Genomic DNA, 13,986 nt, shown 5'->3' on the forward strand with positions numbered 1-13,986 from the left:
CTATCGAATGAGGTACTCGGGATGCTAACGGACAGTTGCGGCAAATGCTCGGCGAACACAGCGAACGTCAGTGGAACACCACGGTGAGCGCCGTCTGTAGCGAGGCGGCCGCGACGGTGGTCGCATGGCCTGGATCGAGTGCCAGCAGCACGATTCGTTCGGGGGCGGCGCGGGTCCGGGAACCCGCATCGGCGGCACCGGAGATCAGGACGACGGCGGCATCGGTGGCGAGGGTGTGCGCGGACGGTGAACGCCCCCGTGGCGCAACCGTATCCGGATCGCCGTGGCCGCCGGTCTCGTCCGCGGCGACCACGTCCACCCGGTCGCCGGGCCGCAGAATATCGGCAATGGCGTTGTCCGCCAGTCGCATCGGCACGATCCGGGCATTCGGCACACCGGTCGCGACGGCGGCCAGCCGCGGGCCGACGATCCGGAGGTCGGTCAGTATTTCCCCGGCGTGCACAGCGCCGGTGGAGGTCGCGCCGAGCAGTTTCGCGGGATCGGTGACGGCGCCTTCCGGTATCGCGTCGGGTGGCAGGTCCGCGCGCCGCAGATCCGCGGGGGACAGCACCTGTCCGGGCGCCACATCCCGCGCCGCGACGACGACCGGTGTGCGATGCCCGGCGGGGTCGCCGCGCACGGCGACGACGGCCGCGGCGGCGGCCAGTCCGACGGCCGACAGTCGTCGTATCAGGGTCAGGTCGAGCCAGGGCGGCCGTATCCGGGACAGGAATTCGGTGCCGCGAGCACTGCCGAGGTCGGTATCGAGGGGGCGTAGACGATCGAATCGCAAGGTCCGCATACCAGCCACCGTAGGGGCCGCAGCGAGTCGGTCATCCCGGAAAAGAGCAGGTCAGAACTTTTCTGTGGATAACTGAAAGGCTGTGGACAACCGAGACCGGTGCGGACGGACAGGCGATCGGAAGGCAGGCAATCGGAAGACAATGGCCGCACCGGGCGGTTCGTGGCCGCCCGGTGCGGGCCCGGATCAGGCGACGGCGGTGCTGGTCGACGAGGAGCTCGATGAGGAACTCGAGCTGCTCGAGGAGTCGGCCGAGCTGCTCGAACCCGACGAATCGCTCGACTTGGATTCGCTCGACTTGGCGGCGGGCTCGCTGGCCGACGAGGAGCCGTTGCGGCTGTCGGTGCGGTAGAAGCCGCTGCCCTTGAAGACGATGCCGACCGAGTTGAACAGCTTGCGCAGCTTGCCGTTGCACTTCTCGCAGGTGGTCAGAGCGTCATCGGAGAACGACTGCACGATGTCGAACTTGTCACCACACTGCGTGCACTGATACGAGTAAGTAGGCACCTGCGAACCTCCACGATTTTCGTCTTTTAGCACTCTACAGCCGACAGTGCCAACAGTGCCAATCCGGTATTGATTCCCAAGGTGCCGACGCGGCCGAGCGCGGGTGCGGTGGACTCGCCCTCACCGTGGCACGGGGCGGACGTCGATCTCGCGATCGTCCGCGTCGAGCCTGCACAGCCCGGCCTCCGGCAGCAAGGCCCACCCCATTCGCCGATCGTGGGGTTCCTCCGGCAACACCTCCAGCACTTCCGAGTCCCGGACGACGGCCACCAGGCGTGCGTCCGGCCGCGCCGCGGGCAGCGTCCGGTCGTAGTATCCGGCGCCTCGTCCCAACCGCACGCCGCGCCGATCGACGGCGAGCGCCGGTATCACGATCACCTCCGGCCACCCGATCGCCGCCACCCCCAGCGGCGGTCGATCGGGCTCGAGCAGGCCGTAGCGGGCGCGCCGCAGCCCCTCGATTCCGGTGTATTCCGCCCAGTCCAGCGGTCCGGGCGGTCCGGTCACGGGGACCATCACCCGAGCCCCCGCGGCCCGCAGTGCGTCGAGCATCGCCACCGAACCGGGTTCACCAGCGACCGGGAGATACCCGGCCACCCACTCCGAGTCCGGGGCGACCGAGCCGGATCCGCCCGCCGGGCGGCACCGCTGGCCACCGGGCCGCTCGCCACGCGGCCGGTCGATGTCCAGTACCCGCGACACGGACCGGGACAGGGCGTCGGCCTCCGCGGCCCTGGTCTCCGGCGGCACCGCCGCCCGGGCGGCCAGCAATTCCGCTCGCCACCGCCCCTTGTCCCGCTGACCGGCGATCTCCACAGGCCCACCCTAGGTGGGCGGACGGTGAGTTTGCCCGCTCCCGTGTTTCCAGGTGCCCTCGGCGGGGAATCGCTGACCCGACGCGGTAACGCGAACACACTGGTAACGCAGTGAAACCACGGTTGCGGCCGGTTCCTCGACGGGTAGTCGGGGGGTCCGGCGGTGGACCTCGGCAGGGTTGCTGCCGCACCGTTTCGGTGCGACGGCGCCGCCGCGGCCGCCTAGGCTACCCAGATGCCGGGCCGGTGTTGAGCCGGTCCGACGACAAGAGCGATGGATAGGGTGTGCACTTATGACAGCTGACGCCGGATCGGACGCGACGCAGGCCGTGAGTTCCTGCTTCCGCACCGCGGTGGTCCCCGCGGCCGGACTCGGGACACGCTTCCTGCCCGCGACCAAGACCGTGCCGAAAGAGCTGCTGCCGGTGGTGGACACACCCGGTATCGAATTGGTGGCCGCCGAGGCCGCCGGATCGGGCGCCGAGCGGCTGGTCATCGTGACCTCGCCCGGTAAGGACGGGGTCGTTGCCCACTTCGTCGAGGATCTGGTGCTGGAGAGCACGCTCGCCGAACGCGGGAAGTTCCAGTTGCTGGAGAAGGTACGCAAGGCTCCGGGCCTGCTCGATGTGACCTCGGTGGTGCAGGACGAGCCGCTCGGGCTGGGCCACGCTGTCGCCCAGGCCGAGCAGGCGCTCGACCCCGACGAGGACGCCATCGCGGTGCTACTGCCCGACGATCTGGTGCTGCCCTGCGGGGTCCTCGACGTGATGAGCCGCGTCCGGCGCAAACGCGGCGGTACGGTGCTGTGCGCGATCGACGTCCCGAAGCAGGATGTCAGCGCCTACGGTGTCTTCGATGTGGAGCCGGTGACCGACAGTACGAACCCCGACGTGCTGCGCGTGGTCGGCATGGTGGAGAAGCCGGCGCTCGAGGAGGCGCCCTCGACCTTCACCGCCGCGGGCCGGTATCTGCTCGATCGCGCGATCTTCGACGCGCTGCGCCGCATCGAGCCGGGTGCGGGCGGTGAGCTGCAGCTCACCGACGCCGTATCGCTGCTGATCGCGGAGGGACATCCGGTACATGTCGTTGTCCACCGTGGGTCGCGCCACGACCTCGGCAACCCTGGCGGTTATCTTCGTGCTGCGGTCGATTTCGCTTTGGAGCGAGACGAATACGGCCCCGCCTTGCGCGAGTGGTTGCAGCGTCGGCTTGCTCCGGATTGGAACCCGCAGCTGATCTCGTCGTGACGACGGGGTCGGCCGGGTCCCGTCACCGCGGGATCGGGTGATCAGTCGGAGTAAAGGGAAGGGCGGCATGCGCTCGGTTGAGGACCAGCAGATCAAGGTGACCGCGGCGGCAGTGGCCCCGCGGCCGGTCCGGGTCGCGATCTCCGAGGCTCAGGGTCTGCTGTGTGCCGAGGATGTGGTCACCGAGCGTCCGCTGCCCGGATTCGATCAGGCCGCCATCGACGGTTATGCCGTGCGCAGCGTGGATGTCCAGGGCGCCGGCGCCGACATCCGCACCGAGGACGGCGATCCGATCGAGCTGACGCTGCCGGTGGTCGGCGAGGTCGCGGCCGGTTCGCGCCAGCCGATCCGATTGCAGCCACGGCAATCGGTGCGCATCGATACCGGCGCGCCGCTGCCCACCCTCGCCGACGCTGTGCTGCCGCTGGATTTCACCGACGGCGGCCGGGCCCGGATCAAGATCTACGAGCCGGTCCGGTCCGGCGACTACGTCCGGCGCATCGGTGACGACGTGCAACCCGGCGATATCGCGGTCCGGGCGGGCACCATCATCGGCGCGGCGCAGGTCGGCCTGCTGGCGGCGGTCGGCCGGGACAAGGTGCTGGTGCATCCCCGGCCGCGGCTGTCGGTGATCTCGATCGGTGGCGAGCTGGTCGACATCGATCGCACGCCCGGTCCGGGACAGGTCTACGACGTCAACTCCTACGCGCTGGCCGCCGCCGCCCGCGACGCCGGCGCCGATGTGAATCGGGTCGGCATCGTCAGCGCCGATCCCAAGCGCCTGCGCGACGTGGTCGAGGGACAGCTGGTGCGTTCGGAGGTCGTCGTGATCGCGGGCGCGGTCGGCGGCTGGGCATCCGAGCAGATCCGCGAGGCCCTGGAGGGGCTGGGTGAGCTGACCATCGACCGGGTGGCTATGCATCCGGGCTCGGTGCAGGGCTTCGGCCGGCTCGGCCGCGACGAGGTGCCGACGTTCCTCCTCCCGTCGAATCCCGTCGGCGCCCTGGTCGTTTTCGAGATCATGGTGCGGCCCCTGATCCGGATCGCGCTGGGCCGCCGGCATCCGATGCGCCGCGTGGTGCGGGCCCGCACGATCATGCCGATCACGTCGATGGAGGGCCGCCGCGGTTACCTGCGCGCCCAATTGATGCGCGACGAGCAGACCGGTGAATACCTGGTGCAGCCGCTGGGTGTGAACGGCTCGTCGCATCTGCTCTCGACCCTGGCCGAGGCCAACAGCCTGATCGTCATCGACCCGGAGGTCACCGATATTCGCACCGGTGACGAGGTCCAGGTCGCATTTCTCGCGCAGCGCGGGTGATAGGTGGACATGAACGTATTCCGGGCCGCCCAGCATCCGGGCTGGCCCGCACATCTCGGTCCGGTTCGAGTCGCGGGCGGGCGAGTGACCCTGCGCCCGATCCGGCTGCGGGACGCGGCGGCCTGGTCGCGAATCCGCCTGCGCGACCGCGAACATCTGGAGCCGTGGGAGCCGACCGGCCGGGGTAGCTGGGAGGCGCGCAATCACGCCTCGAACTGGCCCTCGCTGTGGTCGAGTCTGAAGGCCGAGGCGCGCCGGGGCGCGATGGTGCCGTTGGTGATCGAGGTGGACGGATCCTTCGGTGGCCAGCTGACCATCGGCAACATCGTGCGCGGTGCGCTGCGTTCGGCATGGATCGGCTATTGGGTCGCCAAGGACGTCGGCGGCCAGGGTGTCGCCACCGCCGCGCTGGCGCTGGGACTGGACCACTGCTTCGGGCCCGTGGGCCTGCACCGGGTGGAGGCGACGGTGCGCCCGGAGAATCTGGCCAGCCAGGCGGTACTGCGCAATGTGGGCTTTCGCGAGGAGGGCACCTTGCGGCGCTATCTGGACGTCGACGGCGCGTGGCGCGACCATCTGCTGGTCGCGATGACCGTCGAGGAGGTATCCGGCACGGTCGTCGATCGCCTCATCCGCTCGGGTCGTGCCACGCCACCGTGAGCGGCCCGGTCGCGCGGCGTTTCTCGCGGCGACGCGCCCGGGCTTGGTGATGACCGGCTTGTGACGGGTGGGACAGGTGTGGGCGGCGCGCCTGCGGGATATTCCTGTGACGCCGCATTAACCTACGGACGTCGGTGGTGCGTCCGGTGCCAGGACGAAACAGGTGGCGAGAACCTGCCCAGCGGTCGAGAAGGGACAGTGGTCAGGCGGGGACGGAGGTGGGAGCGCGATGCCGAATTCGATCTTGTGGATCGCGCTGGTCGTGCTCTGGGTCTTCGTGCTGTTCCCGATGCTCGCCGATCGGCATCCGCGCATCCGCCGCACTACGGACGTGGCTCTGGCAACCCGGGTGCTGCATCGAGGTGGTACCAGACGACGTGCGAAGAAAGGGCCGGCCACCGGGCATGAGACCGATCCGGATTGGGTGCCGACCCCTCGGCAGAAAAGGCTTTCCCACGGCGATGATGCGGAGGACCGGATGACGACATCGGCCGATGAGCCCGTCATCGAGGACGACCGGAACGCACCCGAGCGCGCCGAATCGGAGGTGACGCGGGCCCACCGGAGCGCCGGAGATCCGCCCGGCCGCGCCGATGGAGGCGAGGAGCGCGCCCGCGAGGCCCCCGGCGACGCCGTCGACGCCGAGCCGGGCGACGACGAACGCGACGACTTCGGCGAAGTCGAACGCGACGGCGAAGTCGAAGGCGACAGCGACCCCGCCGGGGACGCCCACGCCGACGATCCGGACGATGCCGAGGATGGTGAAGAGGCCGACGACGTACCGGCCGCTGCCGAGACCGAGCATCGCCCGCAGGCGAGTATGGCCCGCATCCCACCCGCACCGAGCGCGGCTGTTCCGGCCCGGCGCAGCGATGTGGATCCGGACGACGACCGCGACGAGCTCGATGACCTCGACGACCGCGCCGACGGCGAACCAGAATCTGCCGCACGCGATTTCGTCCCCTCCCGGCGTGGCCGGGGCGGGTTCGACCCGGAGGCCGACGCCATCGCGCGCGCGGCCCGGTATCGCTTCCGGCAGCGCACCGCACTCGGATTGATCCTGAGCACACTGCTTTTCGGTGCCTTCGCGATCGTTGTGAGCGCGGCCCTGTGGTGGGGTTGCGCGCTTTCGGTGGTGGCCTTCGGGGGCTACCTGGCCTACCTGCGGCGACAGGTGCGCTTCGAGGAGGACATCCGCCGCCGCCGCGCCGCACGGCTGCCCGGAGCGCGGCAGCGCCCGGCCGAGAACGCCGAAGCCGCTGCGCAGGAAAGGGTCCGGGCCGAGCGGCGTCCGGGGATGGACCGCGATGCCGCCCGCGCCCTGCGCCGGCGCGCGGTGGTGCTCGACGTCGACGACGAGGACCCGCTGTTCGACCACCTCGAACACTTCGACGCCGCCGCTGCGCGGGCCACCCGGAACCGGGCCGCGGGTGGTGAAATCCGCCGCGCCGCAGGCGAATAGGAGCCGGGTAGCCGGTCGCCGACGGCCGCCGCATCGTAGCCAGGAGCTGCGAGCGGCGGCCGCTTTGGTGTGTCCGGGCGATTTTCGCGGCTGGGTGCCCGAATCGGGCGCTCGTGGCTAACTTTCCGCATCCCATAGGAGAGGTGGGGTGTGGTGGGCTGTCAGCCGGAATGTGAAACATCCATGTCCACTCACCGGGAGTGCCGAGAAGGCGGCAAATTCATAGATAACCTTTTCCCGTTGTGATCTCCCCGTTACGAGTGGCTCGCGAGCTATTTCCGGAGTAAGCTCGGGCACCGTGCAGAATCGCTGTCCACAAGATCGAAGGATTTAATCCTTCCGGTACGGATGCGTGGTCACGGGTATTGACGCGCCGCAGCAGGTGAGGACGCTGTGCGTGGGGCAGCTGGGTGGTTGGAAGGGTTGATCGACGTGTATGAAAGCACTCTGCTATCGATTTTCACCGGACTGCTCGCCTAACAGATCGAGAAATCGCGATGAACAATTCAACGGTCATCGACGAGATCGAGATCGATCTTGCCGAACGGGTAACCGCGCTCGATCTCTATCGCCGCTGGGAAATGCAGCAATGGCAGGCGCAGAGCCTGGAGTACGAGCGTGATGCAGAGGGCTGGGCCCAGCTGCCGGCCTTCGCGCGGTTGCCGCTGCTGGCCACCCTGGCCCGCTTCCTGGTCGGCGAGACGACCGTGACCGAGACCTTGGCGCCGCTGGCCTACGCCGCGCCCGAGGTCGACTACAAGATGTATCTGGCCACCCAGCTGGCCGACGAGGCGCGGCACACCGTCTTCTTCCGGCGTTATCTCGCCTTTCTCTCCGAGACTCTCGGTAACGAGGAGTTATCGCAGGTCAGCGGCGTCGATCGAGTGGGTGACCTGTTCGAGAAGGCGCTCGTGGACGCGGTCGAGCGGGTGCGGGCGGACCCGGGCGACACCGCCGCTTGGTACGAGGGCGTGGTGGTCTACCACCTGCTGGTCGAGGGTGCGGTGGCGATGACCGGTCTGCACGCCGTGCTGGGGACCGTGCGGGCGCTGCCGCGCTTCGACATTCTGCGAACCGGCATCACGAATGTCGCCCGCGACGAATCGCGGCATATTTCCTTCGGTGTGCTGGCATTGCGCAACGGAGTGCGCGGCGGACAGCGCGACCATATTGCCGCAATGATTCGTAAACATATACCGGCGGCCGCCCGGACATTGGTCGATCCGGAAACGCGTGATCCGTTTCCACGGTTGGTTCCGGTTTTGCGGAAACGCGCCGAAATACTTCAGGAACAATGGGAATTCGCGGAGAGTTCCCTCGGCCGGAGAATGACGTCGATCGGAATCCCTTCGGACACTATTTCGGAACTCGCGGAGAATTGGCGGGAGTCCTGTGCGGCAGCCGCAGGGGAATACGCCGATCTGCATGGTGAATCACATCCCATCACGTACCTCGTTCGATGAACAGAAACAACTCGGGAGCATTTCGTGGACGAAAATGAAGTGCGCGACCAGGTACGGGAACTGGTCGGTCGGCACGCCCCCCAGCCTTCGGCGGAATTGGCCGCCGATGATGTGCTGGCCGAACAACTGGGCTACGACTCGCTGGCCCTGATCGAACTCGCGCTCGGCCTGCAGGTGCGTTTCGGCATCGACGCCGGTGGTGACTCCGGTGCGACGAATGTGGTGACCGTCGGCGATATCGAGCAGATGGTGTGTGACGCGCTGCGGGCGAAACAGCCATGACCGGATTGCTCGACTGGCTGTCCTACGACGGCGAGGAACGCGGCTGGACCATCGCCGACAACGGCGAATGGCGCCGCGTCACCTATCCCCGGTTGAGTGAACAGGTGCGGCGGGTGGCCGCCGCCTGTATCGAGGCCGGGGTACGTCCGGGTGCGGTGGTCTCCATCGTGGAATCGGCCCCGGAACGATTCATGACGAATTTCTTCGGCGTGCTGGCCGCGGGAGCGACCCCGAATCCGCTGGCGCCGCCGCTACCACTGCAGAACGAGTCGGCGTATCGGCAGCAACTGTCCGCATCGCTGGCCGCGGCCGCCCCCTCGGCGATCATCGTGGCGGAGGAGCTCGCCGCGGTGGTTCATCCGGTACTCGAATCCGTGGGCGGGGTCACGATTGTCGGCACGTCGAATGCGACTCCCGCCGTGACCGAACTGCCGGGCTGTGCGCCGGACCGCATCGGATTGCTCCAATTCACCTCCGGCAGTAGCGGTTCGCCTAAAGCGGTCCGGGTATCGGTGGCGAATCTGGAGGCCAATTGCGCCGCGATCGACCGGTGGCTGGAGTTTCGGCCGACGGACCGGATCGCCACCTGGCTGCCGCCATATCACGATATGGGCCTGATCGGTTGCATCATCACGCCGACCATTCTGAATCTGGACATTCAGGCCATGACGCCGATCGATTTCATTCGGGATCCGTTGTCATGGCTGTCCTGTTTCGGTCGCGACGGCGCGACGATCACCGCGACACCGAACTTCGCGCTTGCGTATCTGCTGCGAAAGATGACCGACGAGGCCTTGGCCGGAATGGATTTCGATCCCTGGCGGGTGATGATCGTGGGCGCCGAACGGATCGATCCGGCGATTCTGCGCGGATTCGGCGAGCGATTGGCGCCCTACGGATTCGATTCGCGCACACCGTGTCCCGCCTACGGGCTCGCCGAGGGCACGCTCGCGGTGTCCGGTCTACGGCCGTCCGAGCCGGTGCAGGCCGTCGCGGTGACACCCGAAACCGGTGCCGTGGACGGTCCGTTCGAGCTGATGACGGCACCGCTCGAGGACGGCCGGCGGTGGCTGATCGGTTGCGGCGCACCGCTGGACGGAGTGACCGTTCGGACCGCGGCGAGCGACGAATACGCCGGAGCGCCGGGCGAATTGATCGTCGGTGGCCCGAGCGTCGCTCAGGAATACCAGACGGCGGAGGGTACCCGCGACCTGTCGCGCGCCGAGGACGGGGCTCTGGCGACCGGAGATGCGGGCCTGCTGGTGGGCGGGCAGCTGTATCCGATCGGCCGGGTCGGCGACGCGGTGAAGGTGCGGGGCCGCACGATCTATGCCGAGGACATCGAGGCGGCCGTGGTGGAAGCCTTCGGCGTGCCCGCCAACCGAGTGGTCGCGCTGGCCGGCAACGCCTTCGGCGCCGCACGCGTCGCCGTGCTGGTCGAGGACAAGCCGGTGGAGGCCGTGCGGCTGCGGCAGGTGCTGGCCGGGCAGCTGGGAACGGATGCGTCGCTGCGGTTGTTCATCGGCGATCGGGGACTCATCGCGCGCACCACCAGCGGTAAGCCGCGGCGGCGGGTGATGTGGAACCAGTTGCTGCAGGGCGAATTCGACGCCCTGGAGAGGAGTTGACGATGGCGCCGGTACCGCTGTCGACCGTCGACCACATGTGGACGGCGAATATGGCTGGGCCGCTGCAGTTCGTGGTGGAGTTCGGCGAGGTGCTCGACGCCGATCGGATCGTCGAGGCCTATGTCGAGACCGCCCGGGAATTCATCGGCGCCGACGCGGCGCTGGTGCAACTCGACGAGCGCACCTTGGCGATGGACGTCGACGACCCGCGCCCCGCGATCCGGGCCACGGTCGCCGAATCCACCGTGCCGCTGAGCGAATGCCTCGATCCGGTCGAGATCGGGTTGGGCCATGTGCTCGCACGTGGGCGGGTGGTGACCCGCGGCGACCGCACGGCCGTCGGGCTGTCGATGTCGCACGGCCTGGCCGACGGCTACGGCATGTTCTTCTTCCTGGCGGCCTGGGCGGCTCGGGCCCGCGGTGCTCGCTTTTTGTCGCCGCGCTGCGACCGCGAGGTGCTCACCCGCCCGCAGGCACGCGACCGCGACAGCGTCGATCCGGATGCGTTGCGCCGGGCGGGATTCGTGACCGTCGAGCCGGATCTCGAGCTGCCCGAACTCGACGTCCACACCGGCCGGCTGGATCTCGCCGAATGCGAGGCGCAAGCCGAGGTTTCGGGGCTGTCTACCGCGGATCTGGTGGCGGCGGGCCTGTTTCGCGACTACGCCGCGACCAAGGACACCGACCAGGTGACCCTGGCCTGCCCGGTTGACATCCGCCGCTTCGTCCGCGAGCTGGGCCCGACCTATTTCGGCAACGCCTTCGTGCAGGTGCTGGTCGATGTCGAGACCGAGCGCGTGCGCAACGCCTCGGTGCCGGAGATCGCCGGCTGGGTGCGTGACGCGGTCGCCACCGCGCCCGAACGCATCGACGACGCGATCGCCGAACTCGAGGCGTTCCTGCAGGCGCACGGCATCGCGGGGCTCGACCGAGTCTGGGGATATCCGCCGCAGTCGGGCTTCCTGGTCAGCAATCTGTCCCGGATCCCCGCCTCCTGGCTGGATTTCGGCGCCGGGCCGCCGGTCGGTCTGGTGACGCCGGGCCGCCGACCGCGCCAGGACGGGTGCTATCTGCTGCCCGATCCCGAGCGGGCGCACAGCCTGCAGTGGGCCTCCACGCTCGAGCACGAACCGGCCGCGCGTTCGTAGGGAGACGAATCGGATATGGCTGCAGCGATGACCTACAGCATGGCCGTCGGCGATCGCGACGCGGCGCGCCTGGCCCTGCTCGATCAGCATTACAACCCGAGTTCGCGTGCCTTCCTCGAGTCCGTCGGGCTCGGTGCCGGCGCGACGGTGGCCGATATCGGCTGCGGGCACGGCGCGATGACAGCCTGGCTGGCCGAGCGGGTCGGGCCCGACGGCGTCGTCTTCGCCGTCGACGCCTCCGCCGAACAACTGGAGATCGCGCGGCGCCTGGTGGGCGATCTGCCGCAGGTGCGTTACGTGCACGCGCGCATCGAGGACGCACCGCTCGAACCCGGTTCGGTCGATTGGGTGTACAGCCGCTTCCTGCTGATGCACGTGGCCGACGCCGCGGCCGCGCTCACGGCGATGGAGCGCATGCTCGCCGACGACGGCGCCCTGCTGCTGGAGATGTCCGATGTCGGGGCGCTGCGCTTCGTGCCCGCCGACGATCCGGCCGCGGATCTGTGGCGGGAGTGGTGGTTCGCCCTCGGCCGGGCGCGCGGCGCGGCGCACGACATCTACGAGCGCACCCCACAGCTGCTCACCGAGGCCGGCTTCATCATCGCGCGCCGTGACCGCTTCCAACCGGTCTCGGCGATGCCGGAGGCGAAGATGTTGCACGCCTTGGGTTTCGAACAGTGCGTGCCGGCCTACCTCGAACACGCCGGCGCCGATCCGGCGGCCATCGATGCCCATCGCGCCTTCCTGCAGCGCGTCGTCCCGGATACCGACATCGCCGTCGAACTGTATGCGACCAGCCAGTATTTCGCCCGCAAACGTCCGCGGGCACGAAGATTGTGAGCCTCCGCCATGGTGAGAACACCAGCCGCGCCACCGAAGTCGATCATGGGGATCAGCGGTCTGCACAACAGTGTGCCGTTCAAGCAGGCCCGCTTCCCGGGGCTGGGGTGGCGCGACTATCGCATCACCCAGGGCTTCGATTCCGCGGCGGCACTGCTGCACGACGGCGAGCTGATCAGCGCGGTGGCCGAGGAGCGGTTCACCGGCGAGAAGGCGACGGGCGCTTTTCCCGAACACGCCATCCGATTCGGCTGTGAACGAGCCGGAATCTCGGTCGATTCGCTCGACGTCCTCGCGCACGGCTTCTCCTACGAGCCGCTGCGAGCCGAATTCGAACACAGCGAACTCGGACGCGCGCGGTTCCGCGAGGTTTTCGCCCGGCAGGTGCTGCTGGACAAACTTACCGAGACCCTCGGCGGCGACTGGGACGACCGGCTGGTGCAGGTGCCGCATCATCTGGCCCATGCGGCCAGCACGTTCTACCCCAGCGGATTCGATTCGGCGCTGATCCTCGTGGCCGACGGCATGGGGGAGCAGCACAGCGCGACCGTCGCGCTCGGAACGGATGCGGGCATCGAACCGATCGCGACGGTCTCGGAACTGAATTCCCTCGGAATTCTCTACGGCGTCTTCACCTACTATCTGGGCTTCGCGTTCGGCCTCGACGAATACAAGATCATGGGGCTGGCGCCCTACGGTGACCACCGCAAACACTTCGCGGCGATGATGGATCTCGTTCATCTGCGGCCCGACGGTACTTTCACGATTCCCATCCTGTACCGCAACGAAACCGATCTGGACCGGGAAACCTACCGCGGCACACTGAAAGCGATCGAGGAGATCTTCGGCCCGGCCCGCGGCCCCGACGACGAGTTGACCGACCACCACCGCGATATCGCGGCCGCCCTGCAGGCGGCGCTCGAGGCGACACTGCTGCACACGCTGCGGTATTTCCGCAAACAGACCGGTGCGAAGAATCTGTGCATGGCCGGCGGAGTCGCGCTCAACTGCACGGCCAACGGTGTGATTCTGCGCAGCCGCCAGTTCAAGCGCATGTTCATCCAATCCGCGGCCGGTGACGACGGCACCGCGCTGGGCGCCGCGCTGTATGTCCACCACCAGCGCGAGGCGGCCGCCCCGATCGCGGGTATCGCGACACCGCTGAACGGCCCGGAATACTCCGACGAGGAGATCGCGGCGGCACTCGCCGGGCGGACCGATTGCACCGCAACCCGATTCGACGATTTCGCGGCGCTGGCCGCCGAACTGGGCCGCCGGTTGGCCGCCGGGCAGATCGGGGCGCTGTTTCAGGGGCGCTTGGAATACGGGCCGCGCGCCCTGGGCAATCGCAGCATTCTCGGTGACCCGCGCCATCCGCGAATGCGCGACATCATCAACGCGAAGGTGAAGAAGCGGGAGGGCTTCCGCCCCTTCGCTCCCGCCGTCCTCGACGAGTACGCGACCACGTATTTCGACATCAAGGATGCCGAGGTCGACACCTATGCCTGGATGTTGTTCATCACCTCGGTGCGACCGGAATACCGCGAGAGTCTGCCGGCGGTCACCCATGTCGACGGATCGGCGCGGGTGCAGACGGTGTCGCGGGAGCGCAACGAGAGGTTCTGGACGGTGATCGACGCCTTCCGGCGGGAGACCGGAACGCCGATCGTGCTGAACACCTCGTTCAACGTGAAGGGCCAGCCGATCGTGTGTACGCCGGCCGAGGGCCTGGACACCTTCGTCACCGCCGGACTGGACGTGCTGGCCATCGGCAATTACCTGGTAGAGCCGGTTCGCGCCGGATAAGTGGA

The 13,986-nt window shown here is 68.3% G+C and carries 13 protein-coding genes; 10 read left to right on the top strand and 3 right to left on the bottom strand.

Features of this window, described 5'->3' with window-relative positions; all coding sequences use genetic code 11:
• Positions 1-67 precede the first annotated feature (67 nt).
• The 3 genes from cpaB to C5E41_RS09985 form a co-directional block, all read right to left on the bottom strand.
• Positions 68-802: a Flp pilus assembly protein CpaB gene (gene cpaB, locus C5E41_RS09975; RefSeq protein WP_104375544.1), complete on the bottom strand. Its 735-nt coding sequence runs from the start codon at positions 800-802 to the stop codon at positions 68-70.
• A gap of 186 nt (positions 803-988) precedes the next feature.
• On the bottom strand, positions 989-1,309 hold the full coding sequence (locus C5E41_RS09980) for an FmdB family zinc ribbon protein (RefSeq protein ID WP_104375545.1): 321 nt from the start codon (positions 1,307-1,309) through the stop codon (positions 989-991).
• Positions 1,310-1,429: 120 nt separating this feature from the next.
• Positions 1,430-2,125, bottom strand: a complete 696-nt coding sequence (locus C5E41_RS09985) for a 5-formyltetrahydrofolate cyclo-ligase (protein WP_104375546.1) — start codon at positions 2,123-2,125, stop codon at positions 1,430-1,432.
• 292 nt (positions 2,126-2,417) lie between these two features.
• On the opposite strand from C5E41_RS09985, the gene C5E41_RS09990 reads away from it, so the two are divergent.
• The 10 genes from C5E41_RS09990 to C5E41_RS10035 all read left to right on the top strand — a co-directional run bounded on the left by C5E41_RS09990 (position 2,418) and on the right by C5E41_RS10035 (position 13,981).
• Positions 2,418-3,371, top strand: coding sequence for a UTP--glucose-1-phosphate uridylyltransferase (locus tag C5E41_RS09990; RefSeq protein WP_104375547.1), 954 nt, complete (start codon positions 2,418-2,420; stop codon positions 3,369-3,371).
• 67 nt (positions 3,372-3,438) lie between these two features.
• Positions 3,439-4,692 (top strand): molybdotransferase-like divisome protein Glp, encoded by a 1,254-nt coding sequence (gene glp / locus C5E41_RS09995; protein WP_030515109.1) that lies wholly within the window; start codon positions 3,439-3,441, stop codon positions 4,690-4,692.
• Between the two features lie 9 nt (positions 4,693-4,701).
• Positions 4,702-5,352, top strand: coding sequence for a GNAT family N-acetyltransferase (locus C5E41_RS10000; RefSeq protein ID WP_104375548.1), 651 nt, complete (start codon positions 4,702-4,704; stop codon positions 5,350-5,352).
• 229 nt (positions 5,353-5,581) lie between these two features.
• On the top strand, positions 5,582-6,814 hold the full coding sequence (gene sepX, locus C5E41_RS10005; protein ID WP_104375549.1) for a divisome protein SepX/GlpR: 1,233 nt from the start codon (positions 5,582-5,584) through the stop codon (positions 6,812-6,814).
• Positions 6,815-7,311: 497 nt separating this feature from the next.
• Positions 7,312-8,277 carry a ribonucleotide-diphosphate reductase subunit beta gene (locus C5E41_RS10010; protein WP_104375550.1) on the top strand — a complete coding sequence of 322 codons (966 nt, stop codon included), beginning with the start codon at positions 7,312-7,314 and terminating at the stop codon, positions 8,275-8,277.
• A gap of 24 nt (positions 8,278-8,301) precedes the next feature.
• Positions 8,302-8,559 carry an acyl carrier protein gene (locus C5E41_RS10015; protein WP_104375551.1) on the top strand — a complete coding sequence of 86 codons (258 nt, stop codon included), beginning with the start codon at positions 8,302-8,304 and terminating at the stop codon, positions 8,557-8,559.
• Positions 8,556-10,187, top strand: a complete 1,632-nt coding sequence (locus tag C5E41_RS10020; protein WP_104375552.1) for an AMP-binding protein — start codon at positions 8,556-8,558, stop codon at positions 10,185-10,187. The genes C5E41_RS10015 and C5E41_RS10020 overlap by 4 nt, the downstream gene beginning before the upstream one ends.
• A 2-nt stretch (positions 10,188-10,189) precedes the next feature.
• A complete protein-coding gene (locus C5E41_RS10025) occupies positions 10,190-11,335 on the top strand; it encodes an acyltransferase (protein ID WP_104375553.1) in 1,146 nt (381 codons plus the stop codon).
• Positions 11,336-11,350: 15 nt separating this feature from the next.
• On the top strand, positions 11,351-12,175 hold the full coding sequence (locus C5E41_RS10030; protein ID WP_104375554.1) for a class I SAM-dependent methyltransferase: 825 nt from the start codon (positions 11,351-11,353) through the stop codon (positions 12,173-12,175).
• 9 nt (positions 12,176-12,184) lie between these two features.
• A complete protein-coding gene (locus C5E41_RS10035) occupies positions 12,185-13,981 on the top strand; it encodes a carbamoyltransferase family protein (RefSeq protein ID WP_104375555.1) in 1,797 nt (598 codons plus the stop codon).
• Positions 13,982-13,986 lie beyond the last annotated feature (5 nt).

This window comes from Nocardia nova (assembly GCF_002933465.1).
GTDB lineage: Bacteria > Actinomycetota > Actinomycetes > Mycobacteriales > Mycobacteriaceae > Nocardia > Nocardia nova_B.